Annotated in this window: 20 protein-coding genes and 1 pseudogene; 5 read left to right on the top strand and 16 right to left on the bottom strand. The window is 54.5% G+C overall.

The window, feature by feature from the left end; translation table 11 throughout:
• On the bottom strand, positions 1–688 hold a 688-nt coding region (locus tag RT613_RS10290; protein WP_313615072.1), incomplete at its 3' end, for an ABC transporter permease.
• Positions 688–2,250 (bottom strand): ABC transporter substrate-binding protein, encoded by a 1,563-nt coding sequence (locus RT613_RS10285; RefSeq protein WP_313615071.1) that lies wholly within the window; start codon positions 2,248–2,250, stop codon positions 688–690. The genes RT613_RS10285 and RT613_RS10290, both read right to left, overlap by 1 nt.
• 241 nt (positions 2,251–2,491) lie before the next feature.
• Here RT613_RS10285 and RT613_RS10280 point away from each other — a divergent pair, with 241 nt between their 5' ends.
• Positions 2,492–2,758 (top strand): CBU_0592 family membrane protein, encoded by a 267-nt coding sequence (locus RT613_RS10280; protein WP_192489112.1) that lies wholly within the window; start codon positions 2,492–2,494, stop codon positions 2,756–2,758.
• Between the two features lie 102 nt (positions 2,759–2,860).
• On the opposite strand, the gene RT613_RS10275 is transcribed toward RT613_RS10280, so the two are convergent.
• From RT613_RS10275 to RT613_RS10220, 12 genes and pseudogenes are all read right to left on the bottom strand, one after another.
• Positions 2,861–3,760 (bottom strand): LysR substrate-binding domain-containing protein, encoded by a 900-nt coding sequence (locus RT613_RS10275; protein ID WP_313615069.1) that lies wholly within the window; start codon positions 3,758–3,760, stop codon positions 2,861–2,863.
• Between the two features lie 219 nt (positions 3,761–3,979).
• Positions 3,980–4,960, bottom strand: coding sequence for a galactofuranose ABC transporter, permease protein YjfF (gene yjfF, locus RT613_RS10270; protein WP_313615067.1), 981 nt, complete (start codon positions 4,958–4,960; stop codon positions 3,980–3,982).
• Positions 4,957–5,945: pseudogene (locus RT613_RS10265) on the bottom strand (ABC transporter permease). The gene yjfF and the pseudogene RT613_RS10265 overlap by 4 nt, the downstream one beginning before the upstream one ends.
• A complete protein-coding gene (locus tag RT613_RS10260) occupies positions 5,945–7,477 on the bottom strand; it encodes a sugar ABC transporter ATP-binding protein (RefSeq protein ID WP_313615065.1) in 1,533 nt (510 codons plus the stop codon). The pseudogene RT613_RS10265 and the gene RT613_RS10260 overlap by 1 nt, the downstream one beginning before the upstream one ends.
• Positions 7,478–7,735: 258 nt before the next feature.
• Positions 7,736–8,737, bottom strand: a complete 1,002-nt coding sequence (gene ytfQ / locus RT613_RS10255; RefSeq protein WP_313615063.1) for a galactofuranose ABC transporter, galactofuranose-binding protein YtfQ — start codon at positions 8,735–8,737, stop codon at positions 7,736–7,738.
• Positions 8,738–8,985: 248 nt separating this feature from the next.
• The gene (locus RT613_RS10250) at positions 8,986–10,110 is read right to left on the bottom strand and encodes a glycoside hydrolase family 88 protein (RefSeq protein ID WP_313615061.1); all 1,125 of its coding nucleotides are present in this window, start codon (positions 10,108–10,110) and stop codon (positions 8,986–8,988) included.
• Positions 10,107–11,618 (bottom strand): glycoside hydrolase family 28 protein, encoded by a 1,512-nt coding sequence (locus RT613_RS10245; RefSeq protein ID WP_313615059.1) that lies wholly within the window; start codon positions 11,616–11,618, stop codon positions 10,107–10,109. The genes RT613_RS10250 and RT613_RS10245 overlap by 4 nt, the downstream gene beginning before the upstream one ends.
• A gap of 77 nt (positions 11,619–11,695) precedes the next feature.
• Positions 11,696–12,967 carry an ABC transporter substrate-binding protein gene (locus RT613_RS10240; protein ID WP_313615058.1) on the bottom strand — a complete coding sequence of 424 codons (1,272 nt, stop codon included), beginning with the start codon at positions 12,965–12,967 and terminating at the stop codon, positions 11,696–11,698.
• Positions 12,968–13,008: 41 nt separating this feature from the next.
• Positions 13,009–14,118 carry an ABC transporter ATP-binding protein gene (locus RT613_RS10235; protein ID WP_313615056.1) on the bottom strand — a complete coding sequence of 370 codons (1,110 nt, stop codon included), beginning with the start codon at positions 14,116–14,118 and terminating at the stop codon, positions 13,009–13,011.
• 4 nt (positions 14,119–14,122) lie between these two features.
• On the bottom strand, positions 14,123–14,923 hold the full coding sequence (locus tag RT613_RS10230; RefSeq protein WP_409558805.1) for a carbohydrate ABC transporter permease: 801 nt from the start codon (positions 14,921–14,923) through the stop codon (positions 14,123–14,125).
• A 107-nt stretch (positions 14,924–15,030) separates the two neighbouring features.
• The gene (locus RT613_RS10225; protein ID WP_313615052.1) at positions 15,031–15,915 is read right to left on the bottom strand and encodes a sugar ABC transporter permease; all 885 of its coding nucleotides are present in this window, start codon (positions 15,913–15,915) and stop codon (positions 15,031–15,033) included.
• The gene (locus RT613_RS10220) at positions 15,912–17,312 is read right to left on the bottom strand and encodes an alpha-galactosidase (protein ID WP_313615051.1); all 1,401 of its coding nucleotides are present in this window, start codon (positions 17,310–17,312) and stop codon (positions 15,912–15,914) included. The genes RT613_RS10225 and RT613_RS10220 overlap by 4 nt, the downstream gene beginning before the upstream one ends.
• Positions 17,313–17,477: 165 nt before the next feature.
• On the opposite strand from RT613_RS10220, the gene RT613_RS10215 reads away from it, so the two are divergent.
• From RT613_RS10215 to kduD, 4 genes are all read left to right on the top strand, one after another.
• Positions 17,478–18,440, top strand: a complete 963-nt coding sequence (locus RT613_RS10215) for a helix-turn-helix transcriptional regulator (protein ID WP_313615049.1) — start codon at positions 17,478–17,480, stop codon at positions 18,438–18,440.
• A gap of 128 nt (positions 18,441–18,568) precedes the next feature.
• Complete coding sequence (locus RT613_RS10210; RefSeq protein ID WP_313615047.1) at positions 18,569–19,264, top strand: GntR family transcriptional regulator; 696 nt, start codon at positions 18,569–18,571, stop codon at positions 19,262–19,264.
• A gap of 20 nt (positions 19,265–19,284) precedes the next feature.
• Complete coding sequence (gene kduI, locus RT613_RS10205) at positions 19,285–20,133, top strand: 5-dehydro-4-deoxy-D-glucuronate isomerase (RefSeq protein ID WP_313615045.1); 849 nt, start codon at positions 19,285–19,287, stop codon at positions 20,131–20,133.
• 10 nt (positions 20,134–20,143) lie between these two features.
• Positions 20,144–20,899 (top strand): 2-dehydro-3-deoxy-D-gluconate 5-dehydrogenase KduD, encoded by a 756-nt coding sequence (kduD, locus tag RT613_RS10200; RefSeq protein ID WP_313615043.1) that lies wholly within the window; start codon positions 20,144–20,146, stop codon positions 20,897–20,899.
• 179 nt (positions 20,900–21,078) lie between these two features.
• Here kduD and RT613_RS10195 read toward each other — a convergent pair whose 3' ends face one another.
• Positions 21,079–21,801 (bottom strand): response regulator transcription factor, encoded by a 723-nt coding sequence (locus RT613_RS10195; RefSeq protein WP_313615041.1) that lies wholly within the window; start codon positions 21,799–21,801, stop codon positions 21,079–21,081.
• The gene (locus RT613_RS10190) at positions 21,802–23,040 is read right to left on the bottom strand and encodes a GAF domain-containing sensor histidine kinase (protein ID WP_313615040.1); all 1,239 of its coding nucleotides are present in this window, start codon (positions 23,038–23,040) and stop codon (positions 21,802–21,804) included.
• Positions 23,041–23,308 lie beyond the last annotated feature (268 nt).

The raw sequence follows: 23,308 nt of genomic DNA, 5'->3' as shown, positions 1-23,308 counted from the left end.
GCTTGGTCACGACGCGCTTGGTGCGAAGGCCTTTGAGGTATGCCGTTTCGACATAGGCCTGATCCATCACCGCCAGAACGGCCGTACGGGTCATGCGCAACATCTGAGCAACCGTCACCAGAACAAGCGTCAAGGCTGGCAAGGTTGTCGCCTTCAACCAGTCGGTAAAGCTCATGCCCGGATAGATATCGGCAAGGCTTGGCAGCAGGTTGTAATGCACCGACACGAAAAGGATCAGCAGCAGACCAAGGAAATATTCCGGAAGGGAAACAAATCCCAGCGCAACGACATTGATGATCCGGTCGAACAGGGTGCCGCGCCAGATCGCGCTGAGCAGTCCGAGAAGGATGGCAACGGGAACGCTGACGAGGGCAGCATAAAGCGCCAGTGCCATGGTGTTCCAGAAGCGCGGCCACAGAAGATCTGCGACAGGCTGACGGTTGGCCAAAGAATTTCCGAGATCGCCGGTAACAAAACCGCCGAGCCAGGTGAAATAGCGTTGCAAGAGAGGCTGATCCAAACCGAGATCGGCACGAAGGACGGCGAGGGATTCAGGCGTAGCGTTCTGACCGAGTATCGCTGACGCCACATCACCGGGCAGAAGCTGAGTGCCGGCGAAAATAAGCGCCGACACCAGCAGTAGCGTCAAAATACCCAAAGCAACGCGCTTCAGGATAAGTATTGTCATTATTCTTCCAACCAGACCTTTTCAGCAAGGCGTGCGCCCATGAAGTTGAACATGGGGTGGGTGGTCACACCCTTCAGTTTCTTGGAAGCAGCATCGAGATAATCGCCGAACATCGGGATCACTGCGCCACCTTCATTGGAAATCAGGCCCTGAAGTTCGGCGTAGATTTCCTTACGCTTTGCATCGTCGAGCATCCCCCGTGCTTCAACCAGTTTCTTGTCGAAGCTGTCGTTTTTCCAATGCGTATCGTTCTGTGCCGATGTCGAGGCATAAGCGATGGTCAGCATCTGGTCCGCAGTTGGACGGCCGCCCCAATAAGACATGCAGAACGGTGCCTTCATCCAGACGTTGTCCCAGTAGCCGTCAGCAGGTTCACGCTTGAGCGAAATCTCGATACCGCTTGCAGCAGCAGCAGTGCGGAAGATCGCAGCCGCATCGACAGCGCCCGAGAAGGCAGCTTCAGACGCAGACAGCTCAACCTTCAGGCTATCGAGACCCGCCTGTTTGAGATAAAACTTCGCCTTTTCGGGATCGTATGGACGCTGTGGCAAGTCGGCAGCATAAAAACGATCCGAACTTGGGATCGGATGGTCGTTACCGATGCGGCCGTAACCACGCAACGCGGTCTTCAGAAGCTGTTCACGATCGATCGAGTGCTTCAGCGCCAGACGGATGTTATTATCCGTGTAAGGTGCCTGCGTACAATCCATCAGGAATGTGAAGTGCTGGCCACCAGCGGACTGAACGATGTTGAGGTTCGGGTTGCGGCGCAGCAGGTCAACCGTCTTGAAGTCGAGCTGGTTGATCGCATGAACCTGACCGGACATCATGGCGTTGGTACGGGCAGAGATATCGTTGATGACGATAACTTCTACTGCATCGACGTGGGCCGCATTCGGCTTCCAGTAGTTCGGATTGCGCGTGAAGCGCGAACGGACGCCCGGATCGTAGCTCTCGTAAACGAATGGGCCAGTGCCGACAGGCTTGTTGAAGTCTGTCCAGCCATCTGGAACCACCAGGAAGTGATAGTCGGAGAGGATGTAAGGAAGGTCGGCGTTGCCGCTATCCAGCGTAATCTTGACTTCCGTTTCGGAAAGCTTCTCGACAGCCTTCAACGCCGCTGCAACCGAACGGGCTGCCGAGGTCGTGTCACCACGGTGCAGGTTGATCGAGTAAATGACGTCTTCAACAGTCAGGGTCTTGCCGTTGTGGAACGTGACACCTTGACGCAGCTTGAAGGTCCACTCCACGGCACCGGGCTGTGCTTCCCAGCTTTCAAACAGTTCAGGAACCGCCTGATTGTTGGCGTCGATTTCGACAAGGCCGTTCATGATCATGAAGGCCTGGTTGACGGGAACCCAGTCTTTCAGAATGCGTGGATCGAGGTTGTCAGTCGTGCTGCCACCGCCGATACCAAGCTTCAAAACACCGCCTTTTTTCGGGGTTTCGGCACCTTGGGCGCGCGCATCGGTGATGAAACCGGCAGAGAGCGCAGTCAGACCAGCGGCACCAGTAAGGAAGCCTCGCCGATTGATTGCAAAGGAAAAGGGTGAAGACGTCATACTAAGGGTTCCCTGTTTTTATCCAAGCCGCAGCAAGGCTCGGCCGAGGCCATTGCCCTATCGTACTCCATCGTTCGGTACTAGCTAACCGACGCTCCGAGGGGTATGATTTTTATGCATGGGGGCATGAAATCTCAATGTATTGGTTTCTTTTTCAGGCGGAGTAGATGAGCAGCGCCGGAGCCATTCCGGTGGTCATTATTCCCCTGAAACAAAGGGGTTATCGCGTATGGAGTGAACAATGGGGCTTGCTGATTTTGTTGGCCTTGCAGGAGCTTTTTTCTATCTCTTCGCCTATGCTCTGTTGCAACTGCGTTTCCTGACGATTGAAGACGGGCGTTATACGCTGCTCAACGTTCTGGGCGGGGTTGCACTCATCTATTCGCTGATGTGGAACTTCAATATCGGCTCACTCATCTCGCAGGTTGCGTGGCTGATTTTTACGATTATCGGCTACACGCGTTTCCTGATGGAAAAGCGTCGTAAAGCGCGTGTTGTGCCTGTCTAGGATTGATCGTTGACGAATGTCAACCGCAGCCAAAGCGCATCCATGAGACGGTGCGCTTTGGTTTCTACGTATGGTTTTAGCAAATAGTGCAACTGCACTGTATTACATATTTTCCCGTGTAGTTTCCTGATTATTGGCAATCAGCCAATCAGAAACCTCGCGCACAATTTTGCGCTGATGGCGGTCTGATGGGCGCATGAGATAGAATTTACCCTCCGAGCGCATGGTATGCGAGTGCATGGGAACAAGCGCGCCACTATCCAGCTGATCGCGGATCAGCCATGTCCAGCCCAAGGTCACGCCCAACCCTTGCGATGCAGCGGCAACACACAGACCATAATCACCCAGCCGCCAATGGATGGCATCCTGCGGTGGCGTGATCTGTGATGATTGCCACCAGTCTCGCCAATCCTGCCACTCACGCATCGAATCTTCGATGGAAATCAGAACGGGCGCTTTCTGGTCCATGAGATCAGCCATGCCCCCTTTGGAAACCGGCACCACTTCCTCCCGCCCAAGTTCGGACAGCCAAACACCAATCGGGCGTTCCTTGCGGTAGAAAATTGCCAGATCAAACTCATCAAGACGCAGATGCGCGACATCATCGGTCACCCGCAGCCGGAGTTCGACACCGGCGATATCCTGCTTCAGTTTCGAGAGACGAGGTAAAAACCACTGGTCAGCAATACCGCGTGAACAGGCAATTGTGATCTGTCTTGCGCCAGACCACGAGCGTACACTATCGGTCACACTTGCTATTTCGGAGATGAGCCGTGAGACGTCGATCGAGTAGTTTTCACCCATCGTGGTCAGACGTACGCCAGTCGGTACGCGATCAAACAGTTTGGAACCAATGAAGGCTTCGAGCTTGCTGATTTGCCGGCTGACCGCACTCTGCGTCAGACCAAGTTCAATACCGGCACGGGAAAAGCTGCCGAGCCGCGATGCAGTCTCGAAAACCACCAGCGCTTCCAGCGGCGGAAGTCGTGTTGCCGTTCCCATGCGCTATCTCCAGATTTGAAGCAAAGCACGGCTAGATTGCCTGTTTGAGGAACACTCGACAATCCGCACATGCGTGCTGCCTTATACGGCTGGAAAGCCCGCATTTTCAACTGTCAAGAATCGCCTGAACCCAGGGAATTTATTGGCGTGACGGCAGCCAACCAAAGGTCAATCTGCCGCCATAACTCCGGCGCTCTACGCATATTATTTCAAGGACGCTCAGGCATGGGCCGCTTGTGTCAGTTTCCGGTTGGAATACCAGACGATTGCGCGCTGCAAGACGATGAAAACGAACAGCAAAATGCCGATGACGATTTTCGTCCACCAGGATGAAAGCGTGCCCTCGAATACGATATAGGTCTGAATCAGGCCTTGGATCAGCAAGCCGATAAATGTGCCGGCCACCAAACCAGCCCCGCCCGTCAAAAGCGTACCGCCAATCACCACCGCGGCAATGGCATCCAGTTCGACACCAACAGTAGCCAATGAGTAACCAGATGATGTGTAGAGCGTGTAGGCGATGCCGGCCAAACCTGACAGGAAACCTGAGAGCGCATAGATGCCGATCGTGGTCGCGCCAACCGGCACACCCATCAGTTCCGCCGACTGCTGATTGCCGCCGAGCGCATAGACATTCGCGCCAAACCGCGTTCTGCTGGCGATGATAATGCCAGCTGCAAAAACCAGCAGCATGACGATGGCAAGCGCTGTCAGTCGGCCGCCGCCCGGAAAGCGGAAATAAAAGCCCTGAATGGCATCAACAACCGGATGCGAGATCGGCACTGATTCCGTTGAGATCAGATATGCCGCACCGCGCGCAAGGAACATGCCTGCCAACGTCACGACGAATGGTGGTATGCCGAGAAAACGGATCATGCCGCCCATAAGGCATCCAAACAGCGTCGAGATGACGAGAACGGCGGCAAAGGCGATAAGCGGGTGAACGCCGAACGAGCCAACCAGAACAGCAACAAAGACACTTGAAAAGGCAATCACCGAACCGATCGACAGATCGATGCCTCCTGAGAGAATGACAAATGTCATGCCAACGGCTGCGATGCCCAGGAAGGCATTATCCGTCAGCAGATTGCCGATCACACGTGTCGACAACATATTGGGGAATTGCGCCACGCAAAGCGCATAGGCAATGAGGAAGATCACCAATGCGGCCAGAAAGGGCAGGTTGCGGGTGTGGATCATTGTGCCGACCCTTCTCTGGTAACCTTGGACGTCGTCGTTTTGTGCTGCTGCTTTTCAGGCTTCAAGAAGCTGACAAGGGTCGAAATAGCGGGGGATTGCAGTGTCAGCACCACGATGATGATACCGGCCTTGATGATGAGATTGAATTCTGGCGGGAAACCGGACACCAGAATACCTGTGTTGATGGCCTGAATGATCAAGGCACCGATCAGTGATGCAGTTATGGAAAAACGGCCGCCATTGAGGGAGGCGCCGCCGATAACGACGGCAAGAATTGCATCCAGTTCCAGCCACAGGCCGGCATTGTTAGCGTCAGCACCCCTGATATCGGCAGTCACGATCATGCCTGCCAACGCCGCGCAAAGCCCTGATATCGCATAAACGAAAAACAGCAGAACCCGGGCCTTCACACCGGCAAGCGATGCAGCACGACGATTGATGCCGGTTGCTTCGATCAAAAGCCCCAGCGCACTTCGGCGCACAAGAATGCCGATAATGAGCGCCGCACCAATCCAGATCAACACGGGCAGGGGAACACCTGCAAATGAACCCGACCCGATGGCTGCAAAGGTGTCATTGTTGAAGGTGAGAATGACGCCTTCAGTAATCAGCTGGGCAATACCCCGTCCCGCCACCATCAAGATGAGCGTTGCAATGATTGGCTGGATGTCAAGAATGGCCACCAACATGCCATTCCAAAGGCCGCAGGCGATACCGACGCCAAGTGAAACGATAATCACTACGGCCACCGAATGACCATTGGCGATCAGTGTCGCCGCCACCGCGCCACAAATTGCATGCCGATGGTCAGAAGTGCCACCGGCGCCGCACGCACCAGAATATCAATCAAGCTGCCGTAAAGGCGGCCCTGCTGGAACGATATGGTCAAAAAGCCCGGTGACAACAGGGCAATGACAGCGAGGATGATAGCGAGTGCACAGAGTTGCGGTGCCAGGCGTTTGAAACGCGAAACAATCACAGTCATCACGCAGCCTCCGTTCGAGATGCGGCTGCAGCATCGGCTATGGCCTGCATGATGGCATCTGCATTGACGGCATCACCGCTCAGTTCGGCCACATGTTTACGATCCGACAACACGATGACACGATGCGCAATGGCCGTCAGCTCTTCGAGTTCCGACGAAATGACAACCAGCGACATGCCTTGCTCACAGAGCTTTTCAATCATTTTCAGAATTTCCGCATGCGCGCCGATATCGATACCACGTGTCGGCTCATCAAGGATCAGCAGGCGTGGGTTGGTCGCAAGCCAGCGTGCCAAAATAGCCTTCTGCTGATTGCCGCCTGACAGAAACTTGATGGGGCGCTCCCGATCAGCAGGGCGGATATCCAATGATTTGATGAACTCATCCGCCAATGCAGCCTTCTGCCGTCTGGACAATGGTTTTGCCCAACCCTGACGAGCCTGCAAGGCAAGCGCGATGTTATCAGCCACCGAAAAGTCGCCAATAATGCCATCGGTCTTGCGTTCTTCGGGACAGAAACCGAAGCCGTGAGCAATCGCTGTTTCCGGCGTAGACAGGACCACCTCATGGCCATCAACCGTCACCTTGCCACTATCAGCCTTATCGACCCCAAACAGCAAAAACGCTGTTTCGGTGCGGCCCGACCCCAGCAAACCGGCAATACCGACCACTTCACCGGGTCGAAGCGAAAGATCAAATGGCGCTACGCTGCCGCGCTTTCCGTATCCTTCAAACCGGATCGGTGTTGTACCATCGGCAACGGTTTCTTCTGTTGCATGGCTGTGATGCGTGGCCTGTTGTAACTCCCGCCCCAGCATCAAAGAGATCAGTTCTGCACGTGGCAGGTTTGATATCTCCCGCGAACCGACCAACCGGCCGTTTCGCAACACGGTTACCCGGTCGGCTATATCATAGACCTGATTGAGGAAATGGGTGATGATGACGATGCCAAGCCCTTCGGCGCGCAACTGGCGCAGCACGGCAAACAGCATTTCCACTTCATGGCTATCAAGGCTCGCCGTTGGCTCATCAAGAACGAGAACCTTGCCCGACAGATCAACAGCGCGTGCGATGGCGATGATCTGCTGAACCGCAACGGAATAGCTCGATAGCAGGGCGTTCACATCGATGGACAATCCATAACGAGCAAGCAACGCTGTCGCACGCCGATTCATCTCCTTGCGATTGACCAGGCCGAAGCGACTTGGCTGTCGCCCTAGAAACAGGTTTTCAGACACCGTCAGATTTTCAAGCAGGTTCACTTCCTGGTAAACAGTGCCAATACCAAGAAGCTGTGCCTCGCCGACACTGGACGGTGAGATCTCATCGCCCTGGAGATAGATTGCACCGCGATCACGGCTGTAAACGCCTGTTAAAATCTTGATGAGTGTGGATTTACCTGCCCCGTTCTCCCCCAGAAGGGCATGGACTTCACCCGCATGCAGCGTGAAATCAACTCCATCCAGCGCAGCAATACCAAGAAATGATTTTCCAATGGCGCGCGCTTCGAGAAGAGGGGGCTTTGTTGCCATAAATCAGGTTCCTGCCATCTGCCAGTGTCATGACCACCAAGCCAGACGCTCTGTGATCATGAAGCATTTCGAACATGTTACAGCCAATTGGGATCTCTGCATTGAGCATACCAAGAGCGCTCTATCGGCTGCAAAAAGAGAGCGGCGACGTCACGTCGCCACAACGGCCTTCGATCGAAGGCAAAGCATTCCCTTCACATCAAGGGAATGCCTTGTCCTTTGTTTTCAAGTCATCTCAACCCGGAAGGGTCGGAACGATCAGTAACCAAGACCCTTCTTGGCTTCGTAGACCTTCATTGGGTCATCAGCCGAGGTGTAGAGCTTGGATTCTGTCTGGATCCACTTTGCAGGCTCTTTTTTGTCTTTCAGATAGGCATCAAGCGCATCGAAAGCGGGACCAGCCATATCAGGTGTCAGCTCGACGGTCGCATTGGCCTCACCATCAGCCATTGCCTTGAAGATATCAGGCACGGCGTCGATCGACACGACCTTGATGTCAGTACCAGGTTTGAGACCCGCTTCCTTGATCGCCTGAATGGCACCAACAGCCATGTCATCATTGTGGGCATAAACAGCACAGATATCCTTGCCGCCGCCTTCAGCCTTGATGAAGCTTTCCATGACTTCCTTACCCTTGGTACGGGTAAAGTCACCGGTCTGCGAACGCACGATCTTGATGTTGGCGTGAGAGGCAATCGCCTCTTCAAAGCCCTTTTTGCGGTTGATGGCAGGCGATGAACCGGTCGTGCCCTGAAGCTCGACAACCTTACAATCCTTCGAGCCTACATCCTTGGCCAACCACTCACCGGCAACCTTGCCTTCGTGAACCTGGTCTGAGGTTACAGCTGTCAGATAAAGGTCATCAGGCGCCTCGATCTGGCGATCCAGGAGGATAACCGGGATATTTTCTTCCTTGGCTTCCTTCAGAACTGCATCCCACCCCGTTGCCACAACGGGTGCGATCAGGATTGCATCAACGCCCTGCGCGATAAAGCCACGCACGGCCTTGATCTGGTTCTCCTGCTTCTGCTGTGCATCAGCAAACTTGAGTGTGATGCCACGTTCTTCCGCCTGTTGTTTGGTAACGGTCGTTTCTGCGGCGCGCCAACCGGATTCAGAACCGATCTGCGAAAAGCCGACTGTCAAAGATTGCGCTGAAACGCCTGACGCAAGACACGCGGAAAAAGCGACAGTAAATGCCGCGAGTGCTTTTCTCACCTTAAATCCTCCCAGAGATGATACTAGCAATGACACAGCCATATGAGCATATAGTATTACTCTTGGAAAGAGGTTTTTACAAATCTGCAAGTGATTGTTTTTGATGCTGGATGAACCAAGAAGTAATGACACGTAAAAACAGGTGCTTAATTCGACTCTCCACCAAATGAATTTCAATCAAGCGATCTGAAAAGCAATATAATGCCAAATTAAAAGTATGACAAATAAACAAAACGCCGGATTTAAACCGGCGTTTTTGACTTGAAAAACTGGTTTGATTGATGATGGCGTCAGCTTGCGATGCGCGTTTTTTCTTGCCCGACATCTGAACGTACAAGCAGCCGCTCTGCATAGGCCATCATCAACGGTGCAACACCTTTGATATCGTCGCTCTTCAATGTTTCCGACACATAATAGGCCGGTGTTCCATCACGGTAGTTGCCTTCGAAACCGCCAAGACCCGCGACACAACAAATATCCTCCAAAACCAAGCGCCCCGCGGAATCAGGTTTCAGGGCATTTTCAGCAAGGCTTTCCAGCGCCTTTATACCGACCGAGGCGTCACCATTTTTTATGCCCAGCCGGGCGGCTTTGATAAAGGCATAGGCAAACATCGCCGTTGCTGAACTCTCTGCATAATTGCCGGAAAGCTCCGGCTGATCGATGACCTGCAGCCAGCGACCATCCTCCGTTCTCAACGCCTCAAGCCGCACAAGAAGGCTCGAAAACCAGTGTGAAAGCGCCTCGCGCTTTTCATTGGGCGGTGCAACGTCAATCGTATCGGCCAGCGCCATGGCAAGCCAGCCTATCGAGCGCGCCCAATGGGCAGGCGACAAACCGGTCTGCGGATTTGCCCAGGCCTGCAAACGCTCTTCATCATAACCGTGGCGGAACAGGCCACTTGATGCATCAAACGTCAATTCAAGTGCCGTCAGCATTTCGTCCAGCGCTTCATCGACCAGTGCCTTGTCCCCAATAAGATCGGCATATTCAACCTTGAACGGCAGTGCCATGTAAAGCCCATCCAGCCAGATCTGGTGCGGGTATCGCAGCTTGTGCCAATGCGGACCTGCGGAGGTGCGCGGGTGGCTCTGCAACTGGCGAAGAAGATGGTCCAATGCCGCGCGATACCGTGGTTGCGGATCGGCGCGATAGAGCGTGATCAGCGCGCGGCCAGGCAGAATATGATCGATATTGTATTCCGGAATGGTGTAGCCACGCAGTTCGCCATGCTGATTGACCTGTCCATCCACCAGACGTGTCATGTGATCGAACCATTGCCGATGACCGCTTGCTTCATGCAAGGCAATCAGGCCGCGATAGAGGCAGCCATCTTCATAACACCAGCTTCCGCCCTTGTAGTAGGCATAGTCACGGGCATAGGCGTCAAAATAATCATCAAGGTTGGGTGTCATACGGCAATACTCTGGCTGTTGGGCGACAAAACGATGCCTTCCCTTTTAAGAAAGGCTGCGTTTTCACTGATGATGCCCGCGTGGCGAACAGGCTCCATGTGGCAAGCCATGTCAGGGGCATCGGCGACGGCGTGAGGATCAAATGTCACGCGGTAATTTTCGATGGTGATGTTTTCGACCGGCGCTTCCGGCAAGCCGTAAAAAGCGGCTGCAGCGATTGCCACCCGATCGGCAACGACGTTGCGCACGGTGATGCCGGAAATCCTCGGCGTTGCATCAGTCACCGGTAAAGCGTCGCGGCTCTGTACGTAATCGGACCGGCCATCGGCATCACAGAAATAGAAGGCATTGATCACCAGCGGCGCTTGCACGCCGGTCATGACACAGTCCTCGACACTGATATTTTCGACCAGACCGCCCCGTCCACGACGCGTCTTGATACGCAAGCCACGGTCCGTTTCGATCATCTGACAACGACGAACTTTGACGTCGCGCACCGTTCCGCTCATTTCACTGCCAATGACGACACCGCCATGACCGCGCTCCATCAGGCAGTTTTCAATGCGGATGGCCTCGCAAGGCTGATCGAGCCCTCCTTTCGGATCACGTTTCCCCGCCTTGACGGCAATACAGTCATCGCCGACGGAAAAATGAATGCCCTGCAACAACACATCGTTGCAGCATTCTGGGTTCAAGCCATCAGTGTTGGGAGAATAAGGATCGTTTTCGATCGTAAGACCAATGGCTTTTACATCGAGGCTCAAAACCGGATGGACAGTCCAGGACGGCGAGTTGCGCACAACAATGCCCGACAGCGTCACGGCCTGGCTTCCAGAGATGAAAATGGTGCGGGGACGACGGGCGCCATCACGGGTTTCCTTGGGCCATGTCCACCAGTCGCCGCGATCACCACCGCCATCGATAACACCGGCACCGGTGATGTTGATATCGTGACAGTCAATCGCGGTTAAAAGGCTTGCGTAACAGGCCTCGGAAACGCCCTCCCAGGTGCCTAGTACACGTCCATCTTCGTGCCGTGGTGGCAATATCGGGTAGGCCGACCGATCTGAAAGCCCGGAAAGGCAAGCGCCATCCTCAAAGAAAAGCGTCATATGGCTCTTCAGGAACAGCGGTCCGCTATACCACAAACCCGGTGGAATTTTCAGCGTGCCGTGTTCGGGCAGGGCATCAATTGCCGCTTGAATGACACGCGTATTGTCAGTGGAATCAGGGGATGCACCAAAGGCTGCAATATCAATCAGCCGGCTTTCGCGTGCCGTCTCAAATTCAATATCCCCACCAGCCATTTGAAGCTGATAACGTGTCTGCGGTTCCAATCCGCAAAGCGTAAACACAACCGTATTGCTCGTCCCCTTGGCAAGCGGATGAGCTTTGTCATCAAGCAGCGCCCACGCCACTGGCTCGGGCAGGGCATGCAAGTGCTTTTCAGCCTCAAAGGCAAAGCTGGCCGTGCGTGCCGTTGCAGTTAACAGGTCTATGCGTGCCATGCTGTGCAAATTCCTCTTTCATGAAAGTGGAGGGCCATGACTGGCCCACCACGAAGTCTGATCTTCAAATGCCGGCCTCAGATCCCACCAAGCGCATCATCAACGCTGGCAATGATTTCCGCAGCCGTGTCTTCGGCTGACTGCTGGCCATAGGCGAAGGCTTCGAGATTGGTGTCGAAGGCATCGGTGACGCGTGGATGCTCGTTGAGCGGCGAAACATTCGGGCCTTCGGAATCCATCACGATCTTGTAGGCATCCGCCTGCACAGGCTTGATCTTGCCTGCATCCGTCAGTGTCTTGATTGCAATCTTGCTGGACGGAATGCCGCGTGTTGCGCCAAGAATGGTTACGGCTTCCGGATCATTGAGCAGGCAATTGATGATTTCTGCCGCAGCCTTTGGTTCCTTGCTGTTTTTGGAAACAGCTAGCAGCATGGATGGCTTGCGATAAATGCCTTCCGTTTTGCCGCCTTCAGATGTCAACGACTTGGTAGGAATAAGCTCCTGACCTGCCTCGAGAGGGCCGGCAATTTTGCCGTAGGTGCTATACCATTGATAAGAGCTGGCATAACGGCCATTTGCCCATTTCGGATTTTCAAACAGTGGACGGTTGCCGCCGGCTGACGAGCTTTTCCAGGATTCGATGACGCCCTTGTCGACCATGGACTGATAGAAGTTCAGCGCTTCGGTCAGTTCTTCCGGCAACCATGCAACCTTGTTGGTTTCTGGATCAATGAAGCTCTTTCCGGTCATCTGTGTGGCACGCAGAATGACAACGATACGGGCATTGAGGCCGTTGCCTTCAGACGGCGCGGCTTCAAACGGATAATAATCCGCGCCCAGCTTTTCCTTCAGAACAGGGGCGGCTGCAAACAGCTCGTCCCAGGTTTTCGGCAACGCCACGCCAGCTTTTTCATAGGTCGTTTTGTTGAACATGAAGATACGTGCCGTGGTCGATACGGTCACGCCGTTCAGCTTGCCCTTGACCATGCCGCTTTGCAGATCGGCATCGCTCCACTGGCTAAGGTCAATCACGTCCTTGTACTGGTTAAGGTCGGCAAAACCTTCTCCACCTTTGGAAAAGATTGGCAGCCACGGCCAGTTGATCTGCATGATATCGGCTTCCGTGCGTCCGGCGAGCTGGGTTGCAATCTTTTCCTGATGTCCGCCCCAACCGGTGAACTCAGGCGAGATTGTATGACCGAATTTCGCGCCACAAACCTTCAGCGCTTCCTGTGTCGCAACATGGCGATCATCGCTGCCCCACCAGGACATGCGCAGATTGGCGGCATAGGCACTACTCAGGCTGGTGGCGGCCAATAGGACCGCAGTAACAAGAACTTTTTTCATAATAACTCCTCCCGATGAATTACTGTTGAATGATGGATGGTTCAGGCCAGGCTGATATTGTCGCCGGACTGACGATTGAAGACATGCGCAGAGGCTGCATCGGCACTGAGCCAGACCTGATCATCGCGCAGACTTTTGCGGTCATAGGCATGCGCCGGCACAACGGCGATCAAGCGGTTTTGGCCAGCCTGCACGTGCAGATAGACTTCGTGCCCCATGAACTCGACATGGCTGATTTTGCCTGACAGCGCGTTGACCGTATCCGGTGCAGCAAGACTTAAGTGCTGCGGGCGCACGCCCAGAATGATATCTTTCGGCGCATTGGCAGCGAGACGGTTGCCCAGTTCAGGCCCAAGCTGCAATTTCTGGCCGGCGATGTTGATCGACCTGTCCGCGTCCAGCGTCGCATCGATCAGGTTCATCTCAGGGCTGCCAATAAAGCCGGCGACAAATGCATTGGCCGGTTTGTTGTACAGCGTGACTGGGTCCGCCACCTGCATGATATGGCCTTCCTTCATCACGCAGATACGGTCGCCCATGGTCATGGCTTCCGTCTGGTCATGAGTCACGTAAACGACCGTTGCCTGCTGGCCCTCAGCCTTCAATCGCTTGTGCAGATCAGTGATGCGCACCCGCATCGAGGCGCGCAGCTTTGCATCCAGGTTGGATAGTGGTTCATCAAACAGGAACACCTGCGGTTTCTTGATCAGTGCACGGCCCACTGCCACACGTTGGGCCTGACCACCGGAAAGCTGTTTTGGCAACCGGTCGAGCAGCGCTTCGATTTCCAGCGTTTTGGACACATCCTGCGTCGCGTTTTCAATGTCCTCCTTCGAGCGACGTTTCAGGCGCATGCTGAAAGACAGGTTCTTGCGGACCTTCATATGCGGGTAGAGCGCATAATTCTGGAACACCATCGAAATGCCACGCTCACCCGGCGGCTTGTCGTTGACCAACTCGCCACCGATGCGGATTTCACCACCGGTAATGCGTTCCAGACCGGCAATCATGCGCAGTGTCGTGGACTTGGCACAGCCGGATGGGCCAACCAGCACCATGAATTCGCCATCCTCGATATCAAGGTTGATGCCATGCACGGCACGGAACGAAGCGTAGTCTTTTTCAAGGTTTCTGAGTTGAAGACGAGCCATTTTGTTATCCTTTGATGCCGCCAGCGGAGATGCCGTCGATGAAATATTTCTGCGCGACGAAGAACACGACGAGTGCAGGGGTGATGGCCAGGACCGACATGGACAGAATGCGATTCCAGTCGAAGGCTTCAGTCGTATCGATCGATAGTTTCAAGGCCAGCGATACCGGGTATTTCTCAACCGAAGACAGGTAGATCAGTGGACCGAGGAAGTCGTTCATCGTCCACATGAACTGGAACAGGCAGACCGAAATCAGCGCTGGCATCAACAATGGTACGACGATGAACAACAGTGTTTGCATGGTGGAGGCACCGTCAACACGTGCAGCCTCTTCCATGTCGCGCGGAATGGCGCGCAGGAACTGCACCAACATGAACACGAAGAAGGCGTCGCCGGCAAAAGCGGAAGGCACCCAAAGTGGCAGGTAAGTGTCGAGCCAGCCGAGATCACGAAATAGCAAGTATTGCGGAATGCGTGTTACAACATTGGGCAGCAGCAAAGTTGCGATCAGCGATGCGAACAGGATTTTCTTGAACGGAAAATCAAACCGCGCAAATCCGTAGGCCACTGCCGTACAGGAAATTGCCGTTCCAATCATCTTTGGCAAGACGATCCACAGCGTGTTCAGAAAGAACGTGCCGAATGTGTACGGCGTCGACGTTTTCCAGCCATTGATATAACCGTCAAGAGTCGGATTTTCCGGCCAGAAACCGGGATTGTTGAAGATTTCGGAATTGGTCTTGAAGGAAGCGCCAACCAACCAGATCAGCGGGTAAAGCATCAGAAAACCAACCCCTGCCAGCATGGCATACCGCAACACTGCACCGATGCGCTGCCGACGGACTTCCTTGTCGCGAATGCGTTCCGCTTCCGTGACACCTTGAATATTTGAAACAGTCTGGTCGACCATAATCAGCTCCTCTTGTCGCCGGCGTAGTAGACCCAGTGGCGCGAAGACCAGAAGGCGATGAGCGTAAGAACCATGATGATGACGAACAGCACCCAGGCGATAGCGGAGGCGTATCCCATATCGAACCGCTTGAAGGCTTCGTCATAGATGTAAAGCGGCAGGAGATATGTGGACTTCAACGGACCGCCCTGCGTGATGATGTAGGGACCGTTAAACTCCTGGAATGCCTGAACCATCTGCATGATAAGGTTAAAGAAAATCACCGGCGTGATTAACGGCAAGGTGATGTGAACAAAGGTCTTCCACTTGCTCGCACCATCAATGGAGGCTGCTTCGTAAAGCGAATTATCGACGCTCTGCAGGGCTGCCAAAAAGATCACCATCGCCGAACCGAACTGCCAGATACGCAGCATGGTAATGGTGAAAAGCGCATTGGTCGGATCGCCGAACCAGTTGATCGGCTCCACGCCGAAGACGGCAAGACCCATATTTACCAGACCGGTATCGGCAAAGATGTAGCGCCACAGAACGGCAATGGCGATCGAACCACCAAGGATCGACGGCACGTAATAGGCCGTGCGGAAGAAATTGATGAACTTCAGCTTGTAGTTCAGGATCACCGCGATGAAGAGCGCAAAGGCAAGCTTCAACGGAACAGTGGTGAACACGTAGATCAGCGTCACCCACAGAGACTTGCGGAAGGTGCGATCACTGGTGAACAGCTTGATGTAGTTGGCCAGGCCGGTAAAGGTCGGTGAATCCAACAGATTATAGTTGGTAAAGCTCAGATAGAGCGATGCAAGGAAGGGAAGGGCCGTAAAAATCAGCAACCCGATGATATAGGGCGTCAGATAAAACAGCCCGAGAAAACGGTTGTCTCCACTCATGCGGCAACTCCCGAGACGAGTTCTACCGGGAGGTAATGACGCGTTGCCGCCAGCATGTCCCGGAACATTGTTGCTGCTTTGTCTGGCCCGATCGGCTGTACAAGCGGGTCGGAGATGAACAACGGCAGAAGCGCCTGCGCATCACCGGCAAGCACTGCATCCAGCAACGCGGTCTGTCGCTTTGCGTGCGGCTCGACCAGCAGTTCGATTGCCTGGGGAAGACGTCCAGCGATGACGGGCTGAATGCCAATGCCTGAGAAACGCGCATTGGTTTCCACGATCGCGCCGAGCGGCAACCCTGCAACCTGGCCGTAATTCGGCAGGTTGACATTGCTGACATGTTCCTCACCACCCAAAAGTGCCTTGATCTGCTCAACAATGGCTTCATCGGACGGTTTTGCAGGTGGAAGCGCGCCGCCAGCGTAAAGCGCTTCCGCCGCACGTACCTTTTCTGAACGTTCCCGGATGCGGTATTCCACCGGCGTCAGACCGAAACCAAATGCCTTATGATGATCGAGGTACCAGTTCTGCGGCAGGAATTCAGCGAGGTGCCGGTCACCAGCGGCGGCTGCAATGCCAAAACGGCATGCGAGATCAAACTTGACCTTGCAGGTCTCGTCAAAATAACGGGCATGCTCATCGGCAGGATCACGCGGGTGTTCGCACCAACCACTTTCGCGGTGTTTTTCCGCAAAGGCGAGATAGTCTGGCATCATGTCCATGCCATCGACGCTTGCCGCGTTCACAAATGTAAAGTGATTGATGCCAAGCACATTTACCTTCACCTCTGACAGCCGATAGCGAATGCTGCCCATCTCCTGATTGGCGATATGGGCCAAGAGGCGGCGTGTCTTCAGCACCTCATGGCAGGCACCCCATGCTTTCATCTCCGGCATGGCACGGTAGAGCGCGCCTGTCAGTACCGACATGGGATTGGTGAGGTTGACGACATAGGCATTCGGGCAATGTTCTCGAATGGCCTTACCGATTTCATGAAGCACGGGGATAGCGCGCATTGCACGCACAAAGCCACCGGGCCCAACCGTATCGCCCACCGATTGCACGATGCCGTAGCTCTGAGGAATGGCAATATCACTGGCCATTTCGGCGAATGTGCCGGGCAAAATGGAAATGATCACGAAGTCTGCACCATCCAGTGCAGCGCCAAGTTCACGCTCTGCGTGATACTCGACTTTCGCCCCATTGGACGCCGCCGCGTAACGCATGCCGATGGCTGCATTTCGCTCTGCAGCGGCATGATCGATATCATATAGTTTGATTGTTGCCGGGATCGTACCGTCATGGGCGAGATCGCCCATCAGTTTCGTCGCCCAGTTGAGAGATCCGCCACCTACATAGACGATACGGACAGGTCTTGTGTATTCCGAATTGTGCATCCTCACATCGATGACTGAACAAGGAACATCGCCCTGAATAGGCCGATTTCCCTGAACAGCCTCGCTCCTCCCATTGAAAAGGCCGTCAATCTGGTCAATTTGACATTCGCGGAGTAATATCGGTCGATGTTTTGTGAAAAAGAATAGATTCTTCGGGACAAAAAGATGGATAAAAGCGAACACGGCGTTTTAGGCGGCATACCGGTCCAGGCGCTGAGCCTTTCGCTGACACGTTCCGCCATCAAGATGGAGCATTCATCCAGCTGGCGGATTGATAAAACCAATAGTGTTCATGACCTTGTCATCTGCCTGACCGGTCGCGCCGAGTACGAAATCGAAGGTGAGCGCGTGGTCATGGAGCCGGGCTGCGCCATGCTGATCGAGGCCAATACACGGTTCGTCGGCCAAACCCTGTCCCGTGAACTTTACACTGGCATCGCGCAGCACTTCACGCTTGATGTGTTCGGTCGTATCGACATGATTTCCCAGATGGAGAAGCGGCGCTGGGTGGTGATGCCACGCTGGCACATGCTGGAACCGCTGGTGCGGCATTTCCGCGAAACCGTGCCGCTGTCATCGACCACGCTTGTTCAGCACCACCAGTTCATGGTGTTCCTGATCGACTTCCTTGAAACGGCATTTATCGGCTGGCGGCAGCAAAAACAGGCGCCGGTGGACAATCCGGATGCACTGTCGCTCGCCATCATGGTCGCAGCAAGCCAGATCGCGGCCGAACCGCTCGATGACCGGATCGTTGAAAAGGCGCTGACTGCCACACCCTATAATCCCGACTACTTCCGACGCATGTTCCGCAAGCAGGTTGGGCTAACGCCAGCAAAATACCAGGAGTTCAAACGCATGGAACGCGCCATGGGTCTGCTCGCAGGTGGCCGTTCAGTCAAAAAAACCGCTGAACTGGTCGGTTATAGCGACAGCTATTATTTTTCGCGCATGTTCCGCCAATACATTGGCGTCAGCCCCGCTGGTTACAAGGCGGCAGAGCGACGAAATCGAGATGGATATTTCCCGCGTGGTGAAGAAGACGGGCAGGTAAACTACCCGAAGATAAACCGCACCCAGCCTTCGCTTCACGACCTGCAATTGGCGGACAAACTCATGTCCGATTGAGATCGGCTTCCATCGATATCTCTTCAAAAGCCCTGCTTTTCCATACGGTTTTCCAGTCGACGGCAAATTCCGCCAACGGCTGTTGCATGGCATTGTCGTTCATTGTATGGAAGTGTCGTCAATTTGTGATGACGTCAGCGAAAGCGAACCTCATGAGCGGAAAAACAGCTTCGGAAAGCATGGCCCACAAGGTGGAGCGGCAGTTGCGTGGAGATATCCTTTCGCTGGCCCTGCCGCCGGGCGCGCGTATCTCCGAACAGGAAATTGGCGAACGTTATGGCTCATCCCGCCAGCCGGGCCGCGAAGCGCTGATTGCTCTGACCAAGAGCCGACTGGTGGAAGTGTTGCCGCACCGTGGCGCTGTCGTTGCCAAGATTTCCGTCGCCAAACTGATGCAGGCGGCCTTCATCCGCGAGACGATCGAGACCGCCGTTGCCAAAACGGCCAGTCGCACATTTCATTTTCATGCCCGCTCCCGTCTTGAGGACTGCCTGAAGGAGCAGGAGAGGGCAGCAGAGGCCGGAGATCACGTAGAATTTCGCCGTTACGACGATCTGTTTCATAAAATCCTGGCAGAAGGTGCCGGCATTCCAATGGCATGGCCGGTCATCGAAGACCTTAAAGCCCATATCGACCGGGCCTGCAGCCTGTCGATCCACGACGCATCGTCATTCACCCGGCTTATCGCAGAGCATCGTGGCATTCTGACCGCGATTGATGCGCGAGACGAAGAGGCCGCCGCAAAAGCGATGACGGCCCATCTTTCAGAACTGCTTCGCGACCTGCCAAGGCTCGAAGCAAAACATCCTGATCTTTTTGAGTAAACCAAGGGAGGTTTAAACCCATGACGACCAAGATCGAAACACTTCACGCTGTGCATTACAGCCAGTCCGAACGGATGACGAGCGCAGAACTGCGCGAAAATTTCCTGATGGAAAACCTGTTCGCGGCCGGTGAAGTGAATGCGGTTTACACCCATTATGATCGCCTGCTGCTTGCTGGCGTCATTCCGCTCGCCTCGCCCCTGAGCTTTGGTGAAGAGATTGCCAAAACAGTCGGCACCTCGTTCCTGCTTGAGCGCCGCGAACTCGGCCTGATCAATATAGGTGGTGCTGGCAGGGTTATTGCCGATGGCAAGACCTACGAGATCGGTTTCCAGGACGCGCTTTATCTCGGCATGGGCACAAAGGAAATCAGCTTCGAAAGTGCTGACGCAGCAACTCCTGCGAAATTCTACATCAACAGCGCACCAGCCCATGCGACGTACCCGTCGCGGACCGTCAGCGTCACGGAAGCCATCGAGAACAATCTTGGCGACAGCGCGACATCCAACAAGCGCAAACTTTACCAGTACTTGCACCCGGATGTTCTTCCAACCTGCCAATTGCTGATGGGTCTGACCCGTCTTGAAGGCGGCAGCGTCTGGAACACCATGCCGGCGCATCTGCACGACCGCCGCATGGAAGCCTATCTCTATTTCGAAATTCCGAAGGAAGCTTTTGTTGTGCATCTGATGGGACGTCCGCAGGCGACCAACCATCTGATCGTGCGCAGCGAGCAAGCTGTTGTCTCACCATCCTGGTCCATCCACTGCGGTGCCGGCACCGGATCTTACGCCTTCATCTGGAGCATGGCCGGCGACAACCAGTCCTTCAAGGACATGGACTTCGTGCCTATGGGCGACCTGAAGTAAGGAGCGTCGGATGACCCTTTTTGATTTCACAGGAAAGCGCGCGCTTGTGACTGGCGCGCGCAAGGGACTGGGGCAAGGCCTGGCATTGGCACTTGCGAATGCTGGTGCCGACATCGTTGCGCTTGGCTCACAGGAAATGCCGGAAACACGTCAAAAGGTAGAGGCACTCGGCCGCAAATTTGAACAGGTGGTTTACGACCTCGCTAATCCGTCAGGACTGGCCGATGTCGTGTCTTCTCTCACTAGTAATGGACGCAACATCGACATTCTGGTCAACAATGCAGGCCAGATCCGCCGCGCCGACTTTACGGAATTTTCCGAACAGGATTGGGACGATGTGATGAACATCAACCTGAAAAGCATCTTCATGCTTTCTCAGGCTGTCGTTCGCCACATGGTCGAGAAAAATATCGCTGGCCGTATCGTCAATATTGCGTCGCTGCTGTCGTTCCAGGGCGGCATTCGTGTTGCGTCCTACACCTCGAGTAAACACGCGGTTGCCGGTCTGACCCGGCTTATGGCCAATGAACTTGCCGCCAAGGGCATCACCGTCAATGCCATCGCACCGGGTTACATGGAAACCGATAATACGGAAGCGCTGCGCAACGACCCGGACAGAAACCGCAGCATCATGGAACGTATTCCAGCCGGGCGCTGGGGCACCCCCAATGATCTCGACACTGCTCTCTTGTTTTTCACGGCGCCTGCCAGCAGTTATGTCACCGGTCAGGTTCTTGCAGTTGATGGCGGCTGGATGGCACGCTAAAACAGAGCGTGCTGCTTTCAATCAAAATGAGTGAAAGCAGAATTGAATTCCTGCCCCTCGGGGTGGGCGGTGATGAGGGGCATATTCAGTCATATTGGGCAATATGGCTGGAGTTGGAGTGGGGGCTTTATGCCCCTCATCATCAGTTCACATGATAAAGCTGATCAACAGTCACTATCTCAGTGGTGGCTTACCCACTCAGCCAACTCTTTTTCTGCCTTTTCCAAAGCATTGTAATTCAACAGCTTGCGCAGAATGGCGATGGTCACAGCGCGCGTGCGCAGATTGTAACGTCCATCCGGCTCATCATCACCCGTTGCCTGATAGACATTCAGCTTTTCATAAAGCGCCTGAAGACGGTTCTGCACACTGCGCAGCGACAGGTTGCGCCGACGCGCAATGGTCTTGTCGGTCAGTCCAAGCGCAATGTCGATCAGGATTTCATATTCGGAATCACTGACACCATTGACCTTGCCGAGGCTTTTTTCCTGCAGCCCGCGAACCTCCCGGTCGATCACGCATTGCGCTTCGATAAAAATGCCCCGAAGTGCCAGACGCAACCGCTCGTCAGACGCTGATTTCAAAACATATCCGTAAGCCGCACCTTCCGGAACGATACGGGACACGCCGCGCACATAGGCTTCATCTGCGTAGTTCGACCAGAAGAGGATGCGCGTTTCCGGACGTTCTTTCCAGATGGTGCGCGCCGCCTCGATGCCATTGCGCTCATTCATCTGCAAATCCATGACGATGTGAGCGGTGCGGTTTTCACGCGCCAGCTTTTCGCCCACCGCGCCGTTTTCCGCCTCCAGGACGCGGGCACATTCCGGCAAGGCATTGCGGACGACCTCGTTCAGATAAGCGCGATGCAGAACATCGTCTTCAACAATCAGCACATCCATTTATTCCTCCTCCGCAGTCTTTGCCGCCAGACCGGGCTTCACGCTGACACTGACACAGGTTCCCGGACCATTGCGGTTTTTTCCAATGCCAAAACGGGCCGATATCAGTCTTGCGCGGGTTTTCATATTGCCAATTCCATGGCCAGTGGCGTTACCGGCGGCATCCAGCCCCGCACCGTCATCACTGATTTCGACGGTCAGCCAGTCTTCCCGACGACGCAATGTCACCAGAATACGGTCAGGTTGGCCGTGTCGAATGGCGTTGTTGACCGCCTCCTGCACGATACGGAACAGAGAGGTTGCAACCCCTTGTTCCAGTTCATCCACCATGCCCTTGCTGTCATCAATGATGTCCCATTCAATCGCCGCACCGCTGTCACGGACCGACCGATCGAGATAGGTCTCGATCGCCTGCACCATACCAAACAGCTGAAGGATGGAGGGTTTGGCCTCTTCGATGATCTGCCGCAGATCATGCATACAGAATTGCAGGCTGCGAGCCAGCGGCTCCAGCATTTCACCGCTGACTTCAGGCAAATGTATCATGCGCTCGACGCGGCGGGTCAAACGGGTCAGATCAGCCAGCGTCTGGTCGTGCAAATCCATTCCGATGCGCTGGCGTTCCGCTTCCAGTGCCTGTGTCAGTTTCAGCGCACCGGAACGCAATCCCTCTTCACGGGCATTGGCTTCCGCTTCCTCAATCGCCGAGCGTTTTGCCTGATCAGCCGCACGGATCGCGAAAAAGTAGGGCGCGAGCAGATCGGCAATGGCGCGGGCGTTGAACACATCATCCATCGTGTAAGCGTTTGGTGTATGTGACGAGCAACTCAGCGCACCTATGATGTCACCATGCACTTTCAGTGGCACGTGCAGGCGGCTTTGCAGATTAAGTGTTATAATGGGGCTGGAAAACGCGCCGTCGAAATGAAAACGCGGATCGTCACAGGCATTGCCACTCAGCAAAAACTCCACCTCACCGGCCAGCAGCGAACGGATCGGGCTACCGGTCAACAGCGCTGGCGGATGTTTGCTCCAGTCACTTTCAAGACCACTCTCATAGGCAATGTGGTATTTGCCGTCGACGAGCTTGATGCAGACATCGAGATGATCATGCGGAATAATGTGGGATATCTCGGTCGCGACAGCCTGAATGATGGAGTTGAACTCCAACTGGCCAGCCAGTAACCTCGAAATGCCGAGATAGTGCTCGAATAACGAACTGCGTAGAGAATTAAGCATTCACGGCGCCCTCCCAAGCACCTGCGGCACGGTTTTAACCCCCGGCAGTTTAAAGCCACGGGACAACCATAGATGTCTACACCATTGTGCGCCTTGTCATGATCCCCGTCCTGCGTTTCTGCGCATATTATATGCGGGTTCCCGCAAATGGTTTGCCAATATCAGCCTATACAATTGTTCCTTTGTTGGTCATGCTTGCAATTACTGGGGGAGGAGCCTCAGGGCCATAAAAATCCGACATTTATCCGCGCTTTTGCGGAGGGATTTC

It is taken from the genome of Agrobacterium sp. (assembly GCF_032092815.1).
Lineage (GTDB): Bacteria > Pseudomonadota > Alphaproteobacteria > Rhizobiales > Rhizobiaceae > Agrobacterium.
The sequence above is the reverse complement of the archived record's forward strand: the minus strand, read 5'-3'. Positions and strand labels throughout refer to the sequence as shown.